The 17,296-nt window shown below is 51.2% G+C and carries 13 protein-coding genes and 3 pseudogenes; 15 read left to right on the top strand and 1 reads right to left on the bottom strand.

Translation table 11 applies throughout. The features are described 5' to 3' along the window. The first annotated feature begins 295 nt into the window (after nucleotides 1–295). From rbsK to HV037_RS00215, 11 genes and pseudogenes are all read left to right on the top strand, one after another. Nucleotides 296–1,216 (top strand): ribokinase, encoded by a 921-nt coding sequence (gene rbsK, locus HV037_RS00165; RefSeq protein ID WP_003827124.1) that lies wholly within the window; start codon nucleotides 296–298, stop codon nucleotides 1,214–1,216. A 27-nt stretch (nucleotides 1,217–1,243) separates the two neighbouring features. Continuing rightward, nucleotides 1,244–2,560, top strand: a complete 1,317-nt coding sequence (gene fucP / locus HV037_RS00170; RefSeq protein WP_003023919.1) for an L-fucose:H+ symporter permease — start codon at nucleotides 1,244–1,246, stop codon at nucleotides 2,558–2,560. Nucleotides 2,561–2,571: 11 nt separating this feature from the next. Further along, on the top strand, nucleotides 2,572–3,585 hold the full coding sequence (locus HV037_RS00175; protein WP_103284415.1) for an aldose 1-epimerase family protein: 1,014 nt from the start codon (nucleotides 2,572–2,574) through the stop codon (nucleotides 3,583–3,585). 195 nt (nucleotides 3,586–3,780) lie between these two features. Beyond that, on the top strand, nucleotides 3,781–4,374 hold the full coding sequence (uhpA, locus tag HV037_RS00180) for a transcriptional regulator UhpA (protein ID WP_016155044.1): 594 nt from the start codon (nucleotides 3,781–3,783) through the stop codon (nucleotides 4,372–4,374). After that, nucleotides 4,371–5,873 (top strand): signal transduction histidine-protein kinase/phosphatase UhpB, encoded by a 1,503-nt coding sequence (gene uhpB / locus HV037_RS00185; RefSeq protein ID WP_103284416.1) that lies wholly within the window; start codon nucleotides 4,371–4,373, stop codon nucleotides 5,871–5,873. The genes uhpA and uhpB overlap by 4 nt, the downstream gene beginning before the upstream one ends. Nucleotides 5,874–5,882: 9 nt before the next feature. After that, nucleotides 5,883–7,211: an MFS transporter family glucose-6-phosphate receptor UhpC gene (gene uhpC, locus HV037_RS00190; protein WP_075848946.1), complete on the top strand. Its 1,329-nt coding sequence runs from the start codon at nucleotides 5,883–5,885 to the stop codon at nucleotides 7,209–7,211. Between the two features lie 142 nt (nucleotides 7,212–7,353). Further along, nucleotides 7,354–8,733, top strand: a pseudogene (gene uhpT / locus HV037_RS00195) (hexose-6-phosphate:phosphate antiporter); the annotation flags it as partial. 67 nt (nucleotides 8,734–8,800) lie between these two features. Then, nucleotides 8,801–9,952, top strand: coding sequence for an IS30-like element IS30 family transposase (locus HV037_RS00200; protein ID WP_001254932.1), 1,152 nt, complete (start codon nucleotides 8,801–8,803; stop codon nucleotides 9,950–9,952). A 411-nt stretch (nucleotides 9,953–10,363) separates the two neighbouring features. After that, nucleotides 10,364–11,080 carry an EndoU domain-containing protein gene (locus HV037_RS24770; RefSeq protein WP_077899760.1) on the top strand — a complete coding sequence of 239 codons (717 nt, stop codon included), beginning with the start codon at nucleotides 10,364–10,366 and terminating at the stop codon, nucleotides 11,078–11,080. Beyond that, on the top strand, nucleotides 11,081–11,335 hold the full coding sequence (locus HV037_RS00210) for a MafI family immunity protein (RefSeq protein WP_046401687.1): 255 nt from the start codon (nucleotides 11,081–11,083) through the stop codon (nucleotides 11,333–11,335). A 675-nt stretch (nucleotides 11,336–12,010) separates the two neighbouring features. Continuing rightward, a pseudogene (locus tag HV037_RS00215) lies at nucleotides 12,011–12,357 on the top strand (IS110 family transposase); the annotation flags it as partial. Nucleotides 12,358–12,707: 350 nt separating this feature from the next. Here HV037_RS00215 and HV037_RS00220 read toward each other — a convergent pair. Beyond that, nucleotides 12,708–12,797 (bottom strand): annotated as a pseudogene (locus HV037_RS00220) (transposase domain-containing protein); the annotation flags it as partial. Between the two features lie 405 nt (nucleotides 12,798–13,202). On the opposite strand from HV037_RS00220, the gene HV037_RS00225 reads away from it, so the two are divergent. The 4 genes from HV037_RS00225 (at nucleotide 13,203) to HV037_RS00240 (ending at nucleotide 17,293) form a co-directional block, all read left to right on the top strand. Further along, nucleotides 13,203–13,940, top strand: a complete 738-nt coding sequence (locus HV037_RS00225) for a hypothetical protein (protein ID WP_044254439.1) — start codon at nucleotides 13,203–13,205, stop codon at nucleotides 13,938–13,940. An 89-nt stretch (nucleotides 13,941–14,029) separates the two neighbouring features. Beyond that, nucleotides 14,030–14,512, top strand: coding sequence for a hypothetical protein (locus tag HV037_RS00230; protein WP_044254435.1), 483 nt, complete (start codon nucleotides 14,030–14,032; stop codon nucleotides 14,510–14,512). Nucleotides 14,513–14,639: 127 nt separating this feature from the next. Further along, nucleotides 14,640–15,773, top strand: coding sequence for a tellurite resistance domain protein (locus tag HV037_RS00235; RefSeq protein ID WP_103284417.1), 1,134 nt, complete (start codon nucleotides 14,640–14,642; stop codon nucleotides 15,771–15,773). Nucleotides 15,774–15,823: 50 nt separating this feature from the next. Beyond that, nucleotides 15,824–17,293 carry an SrfA family protein gene (locus HV037_RS00240; protein WP_103284418.1) on the top strand — a complete coding sequence of 490 codons (1,470 nt, stop codon included), beginning with the start codon at nucleotides 15,824–15,826 and terminating at the stop codon, nucleotides 17,291–17,293. Nucleotides 17,294–17,296 lie beyond the last annotated feature (3 nt).

Below are 17,296 nucleotides of genomic sequence, written 5' to 3' on the forward strand. Positions count from 1 at the left end.
TCCTTCAGTAACATTTATGTGTTTCTGAGAACATGACATTGCTGCATTACTATACGTCTGACCATTGGGAAATAAAAGCGTGTTTTTACACGTTTTATTGATTATAAGCAGCGAGTTTTCAGTCAATTGTAAGCAAGTTAATCATTTTGAGTGTGATAGAGACGCAACATTTAGCATAATAAATAAACAATAAAATGATCCTCCAATCGCGATCCTAGTCACAAATGATACGGAAGTAACATGATAATGTTATTTTAATATCATTGTTGTGTGATTGTTTCTGAGAGGTAGTAAAATGGATATCGCGGTTATTGGCTCCAACATGGTGGATCTCATCACCTACATCAACCAGATGCCCAAAGAAGGGGAAACGCTGGAAGCACCCGCCTTTAAAATTGGTTGTGGCGGTAAAGGGGCAAATCAGGCCGTTGCGGCTGCTAAGCTCAATTCCAAAGTGCTGATGCTGACGAAAGTCGGTGATGATATTTTTGCGGATAACACCATTCGTAATCTCGAATCCTGGGGGATTAATACGACCTATGTCGAAAAGGTACCCTGCACCAGCAGCGGCGTTGCACCGATCTTTGTTAATGCAAACTCCAGCAACAGCATTCTGATTATTAAAGGCGCCAACAAGTTTCTCTCCCCGGAAGATATCGATCGCGCGGCGGAAGATCTGAAAAAGTGTCAACTTATTGTCCTGCAGCTGGAAGTACAGTTGGAAACGGTTTATCACGCGATTGAATTCGGTAAAAAACACGGTATTGAAGTGTTATTAAATCCCGCCCCTGCATTACGGGAATTAGATATGTCTTATGCCTGTAAATGCGATTTCTTCGTGCCAAATGAAACCGAGCTCGAAATATTAACCGGTATGCCGGTGGATACCTATGACCATATTCGCGCCGCGGCACGTTCTTTGGTCGATAAAGGTCTGAACAATATTATCGTCACCATGGGGGAGAAAGGTGCTCTGTGGATGACGCGTGACCAGGAAGTCCATGTCCCGGCGTTTAAAGTGAACGCTGTCGATACCAGTGGCGCAGGTGACGCTTTCATCGGTTGTTTTGCCCACTATTACGTTCAAAGCGGTGATGTCGAAGCCGCCATGAAAAAAGCCGCTCTCTTCGCTGCATTCAGCGTTACCGGGAAAGGCACTCAATCATCTTATCCAAGCATCGAACAATTTAATGAGTTTCTTACCTTAAACGAATAATACTCCTGCATTGTAAAAGGTAGCACTATGAACGATAAAAACATCATTCAGATGCCCGACGGCTATCTGAATAAGACGCCTCTGTTCCAGTTTATTTTGTTATCCTGTTTATTCCCTTTATGGGGATGCGCAGCCGCATTAAATGATATTCTGATTACGCAATTCAAAAGCGTATTTTCACTCAGCAACTTTGCTTCGGCATTAGTTCAGAGTGCCTTTTATGGCGGTTATTTTTTAATTGCGATTCCGGCATCTTTGGTGATTAAAAAGACCAGTTATAAAATCGCCATCTTAATGGGACTGACCCTTTATATTGTTGGCTGTACGCTCTTTTTCCCGGCATCGCACATGGCCACCTACACCATGTTCCTCGCGGCAATTTTTGCGATTGCGATTGGCCTGAGCTTCCTGGAAACTGCAGCCAACACCTATAGCTCCATGATTGGCCCAAAAGCGTATGCCACCCTGCGCCTGAACATCAGCCAGACCTTTTACCCCATTGGCGCAGCCGCCGGTATTCTGCTGGGTAAATATCTGGTCTTCTCTGAAGGCGAGAGTCTGGAAAAACAGATGGCTGGGATGAACGCGGAGCAGATCCACAACTTTAAAGTGTTGATGCTGGAAAATACCCTTGAGCCTTACAAGTACATGATTATGGTGCTGGTTGTGGTGATGGTGTTGTTCCTGCTGACCCGCTTCCCGACCTGTAAAGTCGCGCAAACGGCGAGTCATAAACGTCCGTCAGCGATGGATACGCTGCGTTATCTGGCCAGCAATGCCCGTTTCCGCCGTGGGATTGTGGCGCAGTTCCTGTACGTGGGGATGCAGGTCGCGGTGTGGTCATTTACCATCCGTCTGGCGCTGGAATTGGGTGATATCAACGAGCGCGACGCCTCAACCTTCATGGTCTATAGCTTTGCCTGCTTCTTTATCGGCAAGTTTATCGCCAACATATTGATGACACGCTTCAATCCGGAAAAAGTGCTGATCCTCTACTCCATCATTGGCGCACTGTTTCTGGTCTATGTTGCGCTGGCGCCAAGCTTCAGCGCCGTGTACGTTGCCGTACTGGTGAGCGTCCTGTTTGGACCCTGCTGGGCGACAATCTATGCCGGTACGCTGGATACCGTGGATAACGAACATACTGAAATGGCGGGAGCGGTTATTGTCATGGCCATTGTTGGTGCAGCGGTGGTTCCGGCAATTCAGGGCTATGTGGCCGATATGTTCCACTCGCTACAACTCTCGTTCCTGGTCTCCATGTTGTGCTTCGTGTACGTCGGTATCTACTTCTGGCGTGAAAGCAAAGTGCGCAATAACCTGGCTGAAGCGACTGTTTCCTGAGGAGAGCGATCATGACAACACGTATCACGCTGTGGCGGGAACTCTTTGCAGAGCATCCGCGAATCTTACTGAAGAATAGCGACTTCACGGTTACCGCATTTCGTTACGCCAGCGGTGTGGAAGGGCTGAAGGTAGAAAACAGTCGTGGACATCTGGTTATTCTGCCCTGGATGGGGCAGATGATCTGGGATGCTCAGTTTGACGGGCATGAACTGACCATGCGCAACATGTTCAGTCAGCCAAAACCGGCTGCGGAAGTGGTAGCGACATACGGCTGCTTTGCTTTCCACTCGGGTATATTGGCTAATGGCTGCCCTTCGCCAGAAGATTCTCACCCGTTGCATGGCGAAATGGCCTGTGCCGCGATGGATGAGGCCTGGCTGGAGCTGGAGGGAGAGAATTTGCGCGTGAGCGGACGCTACGAGTATGTGATGGGGTTCGGTCATCATTATCAGGCGCATCCTGCGGTGGTTATGCGCAAAGCGAGTGCGCTGTTTGATATTCAGATGGCGGTCACCAACCTCGCCTCAGTGGCAATGCCTTTACAGTATATGTGCCATATGAACTATGCCTACGTACCGGAAGCGACCTTCAGCCAGAATATCCCGGATGAAGCCATGAAGCTGCGTGAGTCGGTACCCGCGCATGTTAAGCCTACCGAGCAGTGGCTGACGTTTAATCAGCGGATCATTCAGGGCGAGACCTCGCTGGGGCGCCTCAACGAGCCCGATTTTTACGATCCGGAAATCGTTTTCTTCGCTGACCAACTGGACCGATACACGGATAAGCCTGAATTTCGCATGATCGCACCTGATGGCACCACGTTCGTGACACGTTTCTCCAGCGCGGAGCTGAATTATGTCACCCGTTGGATCCTCTATAACGGCGATCAGCAGGTGGCAGCCTTCGCCCTACCTGCGACCTGTCGCCCTGAAGGCTTCCTGGCGGCACAGCGAAAAGGCACGTTGATTCAGCTAGAACCGCAGCACACCCGCACATTTACCGTCACAACTGGCATCGCCTGATCGCTCAAGGCTTAAACAGCAGCACGTCGGAACACAAAATCCTTCAAGCTGCATAAGGCGGCAAGTCTGCTCACCTCAGAAGCTTACTCAAGTCAGTGACTGGGGTGAGCAGACCAAGCCAACGCAGAGGCTGCTTGAAGGATAAAGTGTATATCGTTAAGGTAAGCACGTTTTTTATCCCCCAGGACAGAACCCATGATCACCGTTGCCCTTATCGACGACCACACTATCGTCCGCTCCGGCTTTGCCCAGTTGCTGGGGCTGGAACCTGATTTGCAGGTTGTGGCTGAGTTCGGCTCAGGCAGTGAGGCGCTGGCGGGATTACCGGGACGTGGCGTGCAGGTATGTATCTGTGATATCTCGATGCCTGATATCTCCGGTCTTGAACTGTTAAGCCAGTTGCCAAAAGGGATGGCGATTATCATGCTCTCCGTCCACGACAGCCCGGCGCTGGTGGAGCAGGCGCTCAACGCGGGCGCGCGTGGTTTCCTTTCTAAACGCTGTAGCCCTGATGAGCTGATCGCGGCGGTGCATACCGTGGCGACCGGCGGCTGCTATTTGACGCCGGATATCGCCGTCAAACTGGCGGCTGGTCGTCAGGATCCGCTGACCAAACGCGAACGTCAGGTGGCGGAGAAACTGGCGCAAGGCATGGCGGTAAAAGAGATTGCTGCCGAACTGGGCCTGTCGCCGAAAACGGTGCACGTGCATCGCGCTAACCTGATGGAAAAACTGGGCGTTAGCAACGATGTCGAACTGGCCCGCCGGATGTTTGACGGCTGGCAATGAACACGCTCTGTTCCCGGTTAATCACCGTTGTTGCCTGCTTCTTTATCTTCTCTACCGCGTGGTTTTGCTTGTGGAGTATCAGCCTGCACCTGGTTGAGCGCCCGGAACTGGCGGTACTGCTGTTTCCGTTTGGCCTGCGTCTGGGGCTGATGCTGCAATGTCCACGCGGCTACTGGCCGGTGCTGCTGGGTGCGGAATGGCTGCTTCTTTTCTGGCTGGCGCAGGAAGTGGCGCTGGCTCACTTGCCACTTTTGATGATCGGGAGCTTCCTCACGTTACTCCCGGTGATGCTGATTTCGCGCTATCGCCATCAGCGCGACTGGCGCACGCTGCTGTTACAGGGCGCGGCGCTGACGGCGGCGGCGTTGCTGCAATCGCTGCCCTGGCTTGGGCAAGGCGAAGAGGCGTGGAATGCCCTGCTGCTGACGCTCACCGGTGGATTAACGCTGGCCCCGATCTGTCTGGTTTTCTGGCACTATCTTACCAGCACCACCTGGTTGCCGCTGGGCCCGGCGGTGGTGTCTCAGCCGGTGAACTGGCGCGGACGGCATCTGGTCTGGTATCTGCTGCTGTTTAGCGTCAGCCTGTGGTTGCAGCTTGGCCTGCCCGATGAACTGTCGCGCTTCACGCCGTTTTGCCTCGCACTGCCGATCATTGCGCTCGCCTGGCACTACGGCTGGCAGGGGGCGCTGATTGCCACGTTAATGAACGCCATTGCGCTGATTGCCAGCCAGACCTGGCACGATCATCCCGTCGACCTGTTGCTCTCCCTGCTGGTGCAAAGCCTGACCGGGCTGCTGCTCGGCGCGGGGATCCAGCGTCTGCGCGAGCTTAACCAGTCGCTGCAAAACGAATTAGCGCGCAACCACCGTCTGGCTGAACGCCTGCTGGAGACCGAAGAGAGCGTCCGCCGGGATGTGGCGCGCGAACTGCACGATGATATCGGTCAGACCATCACCGCCATTCGCACCCAGGCGGGCATTGTCCAGCGGCTGGCGCCGGAAAACGCAGGGGTGAAGCGCAGCGGGGCGCATATCGAACAACTTTCTCTTGGCGTGTACGATTCGGTGCGTCGTCTGTTGGGTCGTCTGCGTCCGCGCCAGTTGGATGATCTCACGCTGGAACAAGCGATCCGCTCATTGATGCGTGAAATGGAGCTGGAAAGCCGTGGCATCGTCAGCCACCTTGACTGGCGAATTGACGAATCTGCACTCAGCGAAAGTCAGCGGGTGACGCTGTTTCGCGTCTGTCAGGAAGGGCTGAACAACATCGTTAAGCACGCCAACGCCAGCGCGGTGACGCTTCAGGGCTGGCAGCAGGATGAACGGCTGATGCTGGTGATTGAGGACGACGGCAGCGGCCTGCCGCCGGGGTCAAATCAGCAGGGATTTGGCCTCACCGGGATGCGTGAACGTATTACCGCCCTCGGGGGATCGCTCTCGATTTCCTGTACGCACGGCACGCGGGTCAGCGTGTCGTTACCCCAGCGTTATGTGTAAGGAGCGGTCATGTTTTCGTTTTTAAAATCCCCAGTCAGCGCGCCGCTCATCACCGATAAGCGTGAAGTGGATGCCCTCTACCGCTACTGGCGGCGGCATATTCTGACCACTATCTGGCTCGGCTACGCGCTGTTCTATTTCACACGCAAGAGCTTCAACGCCGCCGTACCGGATATCCTCACCAGCGGCGTGCTGACCCGCAGCGACATTGGTCTGTTGGCGACGCTGTTTTACATCACCTACGGCCTGTCGAAGTTTGTTTCCGGTATCGTCAGTGACCGTTCCAACGCCCGTTATTTTATGGGGTTTGGGCTTATCGCCACCGGCGTGGTGAACATTCTGTTTGGCTTCTCCACCTCGCTCTGGGCTTTTGCGGTGCTCTGGGCGCTGAACGCCTTTTTCCAGGGCTGGGGGTCGCCGGTCTGCGCGCGTTTATTGACTGCGTGGTATTCGCGTACCGAACGCGGCGGCTGGTGGGCGCTGTGGAATACTGCGCACAATGTTGGCGGGGCGCTGATCCCTATCGTGATGGCGGCGACGGCGCTGCACTACGGCTGGCGTGCCGGGATGATGATCGCCGGGCTGTTGGCGATTGTAGTGGGGATTTTTCTCTGCTGGCGGCTGCGCGACAGGCCGCAGGCGATTGGTCTGCCGCCGATTGGCGACTGGCGCCATGATGAGCTGGAAATCGCCCAGCAGCAGGAAGGCGCAGGGCTGAGCCGTAAAGAGATCCTCACCCGCTATGTATTGCTGAATCCCTATATCTGGTTGCTGTCGCTGTGTTACGTGCTGGTGTACGTCGTCCGCGCCGCCATCAACGACTGGGGCAATCTGTATATGTCGGAGACGCTCGGCGCGGATCTGGTGACCGCCAATACCGCCGTGACCATGTTCGAATTGGGCGGATTTATCGGCGCGCTGGTCGCAGGCTGGGGCTCGGACAAACTGTTTAACGGCAACCGCGGTCCAATGAACCTGATTTTTGCTGCCGGAATTTTGCTCTCCGTGGGCTCGTTGTGGCTGATGCCGTTCGCCAGTTACGTGATGCAGGCGGCGTGCTTCTTCACCACCGGATTCTTCGTCTTCGGCCCGCAAATGCTGATCGGCATGGCGGCGGCGGAGTGCTCGCACAAAGAGGCAGCGGGCGCGGCAACCGGATTTGTCGGGCTGTTTGCCTATCTGGGGGCATCGCTTTCCGGCTGGCCGCTGGCGAAGGTGATGGAGGTCTGGCACTGGACCGGATTCTTTGTGGTGATCGCCATTGCGGCGGGGATATCCGCGCTGCTGCTGCTGCCGTTTTTGAACGCCCAGGCTCCACGCGAACTCAACGAAGCGTGATGCACCTCACCTTTTTGCCCCGAGTAGGGTAAAACTAAGAAATTTTCCCGGTTTCACCTGGACGCTGTCTCAGGCGCGTCTCCCGGCTGATTTTTACAATGCCTGCCATTCGCAGGTATAAAAATTAGCTCGGGAGTGTCAAATGCTGGCCTTTCTAAACCAGGTACGCAAGCCGACCCTGGATCTGCCGCTCGATGTGCGGCGTAAAATGTGGTTCAAACCGTTCATGCAGTCCTATCTGGTGGTCTTTATTGGCTACCTGACCATGTATCTGATCCGCAAAAACTTCAACATCGCGCAGAACGACATGATCTCCACCTACGGGCTGAGCATGACGCAGCTGGGAATGATTGGCCTGGGCTTCTCCATCACCTACGGCGTGGGTAAAACGCTGGTTTCCTACTACGCAGACGGCAAAAATACCAAGCAGTTCCTGCCGTTTATGCTGATCCTCTCCGCCATCTGTATGCTCGGCTTCAGCGCCAGCATGGGGGCGGGTTCAACCAGCCTGTTCCTGATGATCGCCTTCTACGCGCTGAGCGGTTTTTTCCAGAGTACCGGCGGCTCGTGTAGCTATTCCACCATCACCAAATGGACGCCGCGTCGCAAGCGGGGTTCTTACCTCGGCATGTGGAATATCTCCCATAACCTCGGTGGTGCGGGTGCGGCTGGCGTGGCGCTGTTTGGCGCCAACTATCTGTTCGACGGTCACGTCATTGGTATGTTTATCTTCCCGTCAATTATCGCCCTGATTGTCGGCTTTATCGGCCTGCGCTACGGCAGCGACTCCCCGGAGTCTTATGGCCTCGGTAAAGCTGAAGAGCTGTTCGGCGAGGAGATAAGCGAAGAGGACAAAGAGACTGAAGAAAATGAGATGACCAAATGGCAGATCTTTGTTGAATACGTGCTGAAAAACAAAGTGATCTGGCTGCTGTGCTTCTCCAACATTTTCCTGTACGTGGTGCGTATCGGTATCGACCAGTGGTCCACTGTCTACGCTTTCCAGGAGCTGAAGCTCTCCAAAGAAGTGGCGATTCAGGGCTTTACCCTGTTTGAAGTGGGCGCGTTGGTCGGCACGTTACTGTGGGGTTGGCTCTCTGACCTGGCTAACGGTCGTCGTGCGCTGGTAGCCTGCGTGGCGCTGGCGTTGATTATCGCGACCCTGGGCGTTTATCAGCACGCCAGCAACCAGTATGTCTATCTGGCTTCGCTGTTTGCGCTGGGCTTCCTGGTGTTTGGTCCTCAGCTGTTAATCGGCGTTGCAGCCGTCGGATTCGTACCGAAAAAAGCGATCGGCGCAGCCGATGGGATTAAAGGCACCTTCGCATACCTGATTGGTGACAGCTTCGCCAAGCTGGGTCTGGGGATGATTGCCGACGGCACGCCGATTTTTGGTCTGACCGGCTGGGCGGGCACGTTCGCCGCGCTGGATACCGCCGCCATCGGTTGTATCTGCCTGATGGCCATCGTGGCCGTGTTTGAAGAACGTAAAATTCGCCGCGAGAAAAAAATTCAACAATTGAAAGTTGTAGATTCAATTGGTCAACGCAACAGTTATGTGAAAACATGGGGTTGCGGAGGTTTTTTGAATGAGACGAACATTTACAGCAGAGGAAAAAGCCTCTGTTTTTGAACTATGGAAGAACGGAACAGGCTTCAGTGAAATAGCGAATATCCTGGGTTCAAAACCCGGAACGATCTTCACTATGTTAAGGGATACTGGCGGCATAAAACCCCATGAGCGTAAGCGGGCTGTAGCTCACCTGACACTGTCTGAGCGCGAGGAGATACGAGCTGGTTTGTCAGCCAAAATGAGCATTCGTGCGATAGCTACTGCGCTGAATCGCAGTCCTTCGACGATCTCACGTGAAGTTCAGCGTAATCGGGGCAGACGCTATTACAAAGCTGTTGATGCTAATAACCGAGCCAACAGAATGGCGAAAAGGCCAAAACCGTGCTTACTGGATCAAAATTTACCATTGCGAAAGCTTGTTCTGGAAAAGCTGGAGATGAAATGGTCTCCAGAGCAAATATCAGGATGGTTAAGGCGAACAAAACCACGTCAAAAAACGCTGCGAATATCACCTGAGACAATTTATAAAACGCTGTACTTTCGTAGCCGTGAAGCGCTACACCACCTGAATATACAGCATCTGCGACGGTCGCATAGCCTTCGCCATGGCAGGCGTCATACCCGCAAAGGCGAAAGAGGTACGATTAACATAGTGAACGGAACACCAATTCACGAACGTTCCCGAAATATCGATAACAGACGCTCTCTGGGGCATTGGGAGGGCGATTTAGTCTCAGGTACAAAAAACTCTCATATAGCCACACTTGTAGACCGAAAATCACGTTATACGATCATCCTTAGACTCAGGGGCAAAGATTCTGTCTCAGTAAATCAGGCTCTTACCGACAAATTCCTGAGTTTACCGTCAGAACTCAGAAAATCACTGACATGGGACAGAGGAATGGAACTGGCCAGACATCTAGAATTTACTGTCAGCACCGGCGTTAAAGTTTACTTCTGCGATCCTCAGAGTCCTTGGCAGCGGGGAACAAATGAGAACACAAATGGGCTAATTCGGCAGTACTTTCCTAAAAAGACATGTCTTGCCCAATATACTCAACATGAACTAGATCTGGTTGCTGCTCAGCTAAACAACAGACCGAGAAAGACACTGAAGTTCAAAACACCGAAAGAGATAATTGAAAGGGGTGTTGCATTGACAGATTGAATCTACAGAACATTTTAATCCCTATAAACTGGAAGAGAGTCAAACGACGGTCGATGTGACGGGTAATTATGATCAGTTTCCTGAGTTTGGAAAATATGACTCTTTGATTAGAAAAGAACGATAAGACTATTCAGCTAATTACAGACGCTTCTGAGGCGTGTGTCGTGGCATCACGTTTTCATACTGATATGATAGTGGAGTAGCAGATTAGGTGTCGCGACCGAGTGGAAGCGTCTGCGGAGCCAAAAACGCTTAACAGAGCAAAAAGTTGCCGTTCCGGAGGTACAGCAGGGGAAAGTGGTTTTAATTCACGGAAAGGAAAGGAAAAAACCGGGTTAACGACAGGAAGCCGCACAGGAAAGAATTGTTGTTGAGAATAATGCGCTGGGTCCGAACAGCTTCGGAAAAGGCATGGCAGATATGGGGTTATTCCAGCAGTCGTTTGCAGCCAGTATGATCCAGAATGGCGCTACAGCAGATGAGTTAACAGAAGCACTGATTAAAAACTCACAGGGTCAGATACCTGTAGGGCAGGATGCCGTTAAAGGTCTGTTGACTGCCAGGGGCGAATTCTTTGGGGTTCCGGTCAGTGCGTTGACCGCAAATGGAGAAATGACACCGCAACAAGCTGCGGAAATCCTGGCGAGTGGTGTGCCGACCAGTGAAGCAAAACTGATTCAGTATGTAGCAGCTAATGCGTTTTTATCTGTTGCGAAAAGCTCCGATCTTGGATTATCACCTGTAAACCAGAAATATGTGGATATTCTTTCGCCGGAAGCGAAACAGCATATTATATATGGGGATAGCCCTACACAAGGTGGACATCTGTATCCCGGAAATCCAGGAAAAACAGTTTTCCCTCAAAGTTGGTCAGCAGACAAGGTTGTTCATACTGTGGGTTATATAGCAACGTCGCCTGATACTAAATGGTTTGCTCAGACAGGAACCAGTGGTATGTATACCGCTAAGGGCGATCCTGCCAAATGGGTCGCATATGAAGTCAGAGATGGTGTCCGTATTCGTGTTGTTTATCAACCGGCTACAGGGAAAATTGTTACAGCCTTTCCCGATAATAAACCTGTACCTCCGGCATCGAAACCTATAAAAAAATATGAAGGGATTTATTAAATGTTTGGTGTAAAAATCAGTCAATTAGGAAAGTTGCTTGAAGATCGATTAGATCCGGATTTAATTGATGGCGCTTTAGATTATATTCAATATGACGAGGAGCCTCTTGCTTTTGAGATTCTTTGCGACCATATAAGCGAGTATGACATCACCATAACTGAAAATGAGTATGAGTTAATAACTCAACTTATCGAAGAGATGAAGTTTGATATAAGTGAACCACCGTTTAAATATTTAAAAAAATTAGTTGATTAAGCAAATCCCCGCCCTCAAAAGCCGGGGTTTTTAGACCTTCTGCTGCGACTCAATAGCCAGCTATCCCTTCTCGGCAGTGACCACTACTGTCAGTCCGGTATAGAAGGCTAGCGCCTTCAGCCAGCGGCCCTTGAGGGTAAACTGCGGCAGCGGGGTCGATAACCAACCCTGTAATAATGCGCCTGCGGCTCGAAGACGGCGGTTGTGGTGGCGTGCTGTTGTGTGCTGGAATTGCGTTCAGCCATGCTCGTTCAACTCTGTTGCAGAGGGGCGGTAGCGTCTGTGCCCCCAAAAACGCTTAACAGCGCAAAAAAATCCTAGGGAGAAAGTACAATAGACAAAATTGTTATTAACCAATCGAAATAACAGGGAAAAACCGAGCTCATCGCAGCAACCTGCATCGGGAAGAGTTGTTGTTGAGAATAACTCGCTCAGCGCAACCCAGCAGAAAAGCCGTAGCGAAGAACTGGTTGCCTGTGGCAACAACAGTAGCTGTAAAGCCAGTGTTCGTGAGCAATATGCCAAAGAGTTTGACAAAGTTCAGGAACAGCTAAATTCCTGTTTAACTGCCAAGAAATGCGTGGCTGTTGCGAAGGAAATGAAGCAATGGCAGGCAAACATAAGCGCTTGTTCGATAAAGCATTACCCAAACGAAAACAAACTCAGAGTGCTGATATCCGCGGTCTGTTGACCCAGATACATCCGGCTCTGGAGCGTGTTCTCGGCCCGAGACTGGATCACCCGGCCGTGCTCGATCTGCTCCAGTGATATCCTTCGCCCGAAAAACTCGCTTTGCTGGGAGAGACAAAACTGGCGACCCAGCTCAGCTAACTCGCGCCCCGTCTGGGAAAGCGCCTTGCTGCTGACATCACCCAGACTATGACAGAGCAAACCGTCGTCGTTCCCGGCACGAATGCTGCTGTCGTCGTCCTACCGCGCTTGGCACTCCAGCTCATCAACTGCGTAAGCAAAGAGACGAGGTGGCCCTTGAGGTAGAACAGCGGGTTCTTGCTCACCCCCTACTGTTCTCTTAAGGATAAAAACAGTGCTCTTAATCTTGCATTCAGTAGAGGGCCAAGAATTTGTGGAGGAAAAGGTTTCGCGTTGATAGAGATGGCAAGTTTAGTTTACATTTTTCTGAAATATGCATGTTTTTCACTCACGTCGGATTCCCCCTGTTTTTCACTGGCGTTCATAATTGCTTTGCAAGGATGGACAACCAGTAAAAGTAATACTTCGTTCTGGTATCAGCCGCAGATAATATTTATTGTCAGATCTCGTGTAAGTCCCCATCAAGGACGTGGGGTAAAAATTAGTTTACAGAGAAGAAGATGACGTTCCAGGGCAACAGCTCTTTCACGCGGTTGGCTGGTCATGTATTGATGACGCCGATCACGTAGTGCAACCAGGCTTCTGGCTCAATGCCTTTGAGTTTGCAGCTACCGATCAGGCTATACATCATGAATACCTGTTAGAACAGGAAGGAGAATGCTAGAAGTGAAAGGCAGCAATGGCAGGACCAGTGCGATCAATATAGTTGATACCTAATAGAAATCATTGGCTGATATATGGCTGATGGCATTTGCACTAACTCCTGCACATAGCTTGGTACCATAATTTGATAAATTAAAAAATTGCATTTTCAGTATAAGATAATGTACAAAATAGATTGCATAAGATAAGGCGAGGCATTGTGTCGATTTAGAATAATAACAATTGAAATAAATATGCTGCTATGCTTTGTTTGGGGTTACTTATAAATAAAGTAAAATCCTGCCTGATCTCGCTTGAAAATTTTACATAACCTAAATATTTAGGTCTTGATATGTCTGTTTATTGCCATTGAATTTTTTTTAAGGAAAAAATTGTGAATTCACTTAACAAAAAAACGGCTTGTTTCTTGATTTCTACCTCTTTGCTGCTGAGTGGCTGCGCTAATACCGGAAGTACTCTACTGTCAGGGACAAAAGCGGATCCACGTCTGACAACCACCGAGCAAGCCCAGTTTTTTAGCGCTTCTGGCGCGCAAGGTTGTGGCATTGGTGCGGTATCAGGTGCTGCGCTTGGCGCTGTAGTTGGTGCTCTGGCTGGAGACACCAAGAAAGCAATTACAGGTGCTGCCATTGGTGGTGCTGCTGGGTGCGCAGCGGGTATGACGGCTAACTACTATCTTGATGGCCTGAAAAAAGATTATGCTTCCACAGCCGATCGCCTGCAGGCAATGGATACGGATATCAGCAAAGATACCGCTGCAGTAGAAAAATCTACCCTTGCCATGAAACAGGTTATCAGTGAAAACCAGGCAACCTTAACCAAAATTAGCATCCAAAAAGATAAGGCTGGCTTTGATAAAGCAGGTGCCAAAATGCAATTAGCACAAATCGATGCCAACATAAGTAAGATGAAAGAGACAGTGAAAGGCATGAAAGACAAAGAGTCTGCCTATAAGGTCGCCTTGCAAGGACAAACCACTACCACATCTGCAGAGAAAACCAAGCTTGCTAATTTGAATAAAGAGTACAGCAGTCTGAATAGCAAGATTAGTGACCTGGAAAAAGAAACGAACGAGTTATACGAACAACGCCAGGCCATCTCTCTGGGTTAACAACATTTGGCCGGTCGGAGTATCGGCCTATTTTAAGGCGACTTTAATGTATAAAGCGCCATGATCTGACTCTATTCATGGACAATTTGATGAGAAAATATCTGCTTCTCGCCACTATTGTGCTTACCGGCTGTACTACATCGTCACAGGACTGTGATTTACACGCACAAGATCCGAGTTTTATTACCAAACTAAGCTGCGCCACATCCGGCGGTTATCGTCAGCAAGTTGATAAAAAAGAGCAGCAGGTTCGACTCAGCCAGTATGAAAATGAGTCGGCGAAGCAACAGCAGGCTTATACCCAAAACCGACAGCAGAACGTCAATCAGAAGCTGGCCGATGAACAAGCAAGGTTAAATGCCGTGCGTTCAGACCTGTCACAGACCCTTGCACAGCTGAAGTCCAGCAAAATAAAAAGCAGTGAACGCCAGAAGGAAATTCAACAATTACAGGACTTGCAGCGGCAGTCTCAGCATGCCAGTGGCGCAAGTGAAATTGCTGCAATTGAAAAGAAAGTCGCAGAAGCCAAGCAGAAAATCAAAGTTCTGGAAGAAGCAAATACCCTTCGCTAAGGATGCACTAAAAGTGGCGCTGGTCACCTGGCCACTTTTTCTGCTGCTGAAGAAAACGGCTCTGGCTTGCTGATATGCAGCTGCATGCATACCACGCATACAACTCACAACAATAATGATTTCGGTTATGCAACGATTAACAACTGCTGCGCCTATTGATGAAGCGACTCTGACAATCTACGAGGAGACGGTTGCGATCATACACCGTCATCTTCCACCGTCTCTGGCACTACTCTACGCCACTGCTCGTCGTGGTTCACAAGGACATCTGGAATGGTGGACTGAACGCCAGGGGCTGGCAAAGCCCTTTTCTGCGCTAAGCGATGCGGAACAATCCGCCGTCCAGAGTAAATGCCAGCAGTACCAGGATATTCTGGCCGGTTTGATTGAGCAGCTACTCGCACGCGGCGAAGAACATTCGGCGCATGCCTTGCAAAGACTGCTAACACATTCGCGCGATCTTAATTGCTATAGCGTAGGTGGCGAACCTGTGCTAATCAACTGGGCCATTGTCAGTGAAGCGCCCCTACCTCCCGTGATCGTTATCCCATGGTGGCGACGCTTCCTGCCATGGCTATTGTTGCTGCTAATCGCTTGCGCCTGGTGGTGGTGGCATAAAAATTCCTTAACCCCGCCCCCTCCTCCGGTACATCACGATGTGCCTGCTGCTGCACCTGCTGTCGCCCCCGCCAGCACGAACTTAACCCAGGCAAACCCCAGTATAAATCTGGAGAAACGCAAAGATTTTGGGCGGATTAAAATCAACCTGACCTGGCAACAGGGAAGCCATAAAGAGCCTATCGACCTCGATATCGCCGCTTTTATTCGTTTTAAAAACGGCAAGATCAGTGGTGCCGAAGCGTTGAGTAAGTTCTTGGGTAACTATGACAAACCGCCATATCTGTTGCTGCAACAAGATCTTCGTGAGGGTAACGATCAAGATGGTGAGTGGCTCTTCATTAATGGTAGCCACTGGCAGGATATTGATGAGGTTCTGATTTATAGCTTCATTTACGGCGGTGCCGACAACTGGCAAGGGACCAATGCCACCATCACGATTTATGTGCCCGATCAATCCCCCATTATATCCACGCTGACTGACAGCAATCAGCGCAATAACGTTGCGGCGATAGCCAGACTCAAAAACGTCGATGGCAATATCAACGTTGAACGTCTGGACCGTTTCTTCCCTGACCGGAAGTCGCTGGATAAGCACTATGGCTGGGGTTTTGAATGGACGCCTGGTGCGAATAAAAAATAGCCTGCATCACTGTGGCTTTTGTTAAATCACAGCCTTACAAGGTTTAGACAATGCGAAATTCGATTCAGGGACCACTGCTGCGTACCGGGCATAATTCCTCATTTAAGGCTCTGGGTGAAACGGGCTATCCCGTTTTTAAGATGGCGTTCCAGTTACGTGAAGCAATCTACCGTCTTGATGCAGGGCGCGATTTGGCTCGTCATTTAGCTATCCCACAAAACGATCAGGGTGGTGACAGAACCGATTGGTACAGCAGCTTCCCTGGCGATGTCATCCCCTGGAGCGGTGCGAGTGAAGCGGAGCGGGAATCAGCGCGCCAGCAATTTAATGCGTTTCAAATGTCAGTGCAGGCGTTAAGTGAACAGTTACTCAATGCTGAGCAAAACGGGACCGGGGGCGATCGCCGCGTCTTCGCACAGTTGCTGAAGTCAGTCACACATTTCCCGGATTACGAATTTGTGTATCTCGTAAACGGAATCCTGGTGATTACCTTTTGGGGATTTGTCCATCCGGAAGGCGAACAACGTAATCCTATGCATTGGCTGAGTCCGGCATCACTACCAGCAACCCCTCTCGCGGCCTCAACCCCTCTGTCTCCTGTAGACGCCGCCGTAACCCCGGCGGTTACACCTGTTGTAGATATCGTAGTGCGCAGACGCTGGAGCTGGCGTTGGTTACTCTGGTTGCTACTTGCGTTGCTGCTGCTGGCATTATTATTAGGTCTACTACGAGGATGCGTGCCATCACTCTCCATTCCGGGACTCCCTGCCATCACCACGGATAAAACGGCGATCGATACAGCTCCAGCCATCGAACGTCCAGCCGTAGGCGTTTCCGATGTAACAACGCAGGTTTCCCGCACAGGTTCAGAAACCGTCGTGGGTTCAGCTGTCGTCCCTGGCATATCTGAGGGTACTCCAGTCGATGCACAGCAAGCACTCGAACCAACATCGCCAGCCGTTCCGGCAGAGACAACAACCGCACAGGTCGGTGACGACGCAATTCCGCCAGCCGTTCCTGTAAGTGATGCCAACGCCGATGCGTCGACTACTCCGGCACCTCCTGCTGTACCTGGCACCGCAGACGCTCAAACGCCACCCGCAGTTCAACCAGCCACCACTCCGCCAGTCATCCCGGCACAGGGCACTCCGTTGACGCTTCCTCCGGCCCTTCCCGATGGCCCAGCGCAGTTTCTTAACGGCGAATGGCGCGTGAATGGTGGTATTCAGGACAAGCTCACCGGGCGACCGTTGCAACTGCAATATAACTTTGCCCAGGGTAATGGCACCGTCAGCATACGTCAGTCCAGCGGTGTTACCTGCCGTGGCCCTGCCAGCGGCAATGTGCAGCAAGGGGCGCTGAGTATCACCAATCCTGAGCAGATGAAATGTAGCGACGGTTCAAACTTTATTGTGCCGACAATCGAGTGCAAATCACCCGCTGCTGGCCACGCCGATTGTATTGGCAGCAATGATGGGGAAAAAACATTCCCTATTCGCATGCTTCAACCTAATTCCTGAACA

The organism is Citrobacter sp. RHBSTW-00017, from assembly GCF_013797615.1.
GTDB classification, from domain to species: domain Bacteria; phylum Pseudomonadota; class Gammaproteobacteria; order Enterobacterales; family Enterobacteriaceae; genus Citrobacter; species Citrobacter braakii.

Excerpts from the sequence above, each read along its gene's own strand:
- HV037_RS24770 (WP_077899760.1), top strand. The coding sequence starts at position 10,364 with ATGGCAGATATGGGGTTATTCCAGCAGTCGTTTGCAGCCAGTATGATC.
- rbsK (WP_003827124.1), top strand. The coding sequence starts at position 296 with ATGGATATCGCGGTTATTGGCTCCAACATGGTGGATCTCATCACCTAC.
- HV037_RS00230 (WP_044254435.1), top strand. The coding sequence starts at position 14,030 with ATGAGAAAATATCTGCTTCTCGCCACTATTGTGCTTACCGGCTGTACT.
- HV037_RS00240 (WP_103284418.1), top strand. The coding sequence starts at position 15,824 with ATGCGAAATTCGATTCAGGGACCACTGCTGCGTACCGGGCATAATTCC.
- HV037_RS00200 (WP_001254932.1), top strand. The coding sequence starts at position 8,801 with ATGAGACGAACATTTACAGCAGAGGAAAAAGCCTCTGTTTTTGAACTA.
- fucP (WP_003023919.1), top strand. The coding sequence starts at position 1,244 with ATGAACGATAAAAACATCATTCAGATGCCCGACGGCTATCTGAATAAG.
- HV037_RS00210 (WP_046401687.1), top strand. The coding sequence starts at position 11,081 with ATGTTTGGTGTAAAAATCAGTCAATTAGGAAAGTTGCTTGAAGATCGA.
- uhpB (WP_103284416.1), top strand. The coding sequence starts at position 4,371 with ATGAACACGCTCTGTTCCCGGTTAATCACCGTTGTTGCCTGCTTCTTT.
- HV037_RS00235 (WP_103284417.1), top strand. The coding sequence starts at position 14,640 with ATGCAACGATTAACAACTGCTGCGCCTATTGATGAAGCGACTCTGACA.
- HV037_RS00175 (WP_103284415.1), top strand. The coding sequence starts at position 2,572 with ATGACAACACGTATCACGCTGTGGCGGGAACTCTTTGCAGAGCATCCG.
- uhpA (WP_016155044.1), top strand. The coding sequence starts at position 3,781 with ATGATCACCGTTGCCCTTATCGACGACCACACTATCGTCCGCTCCGGC.
- uhpC (WP_075848946.1), top strand. The coding sequence starts at position 5,883 with ATGTTTTCGTTTTTAAAATCCCCAGTCAGCGCGCCGCTCATCACCGAT.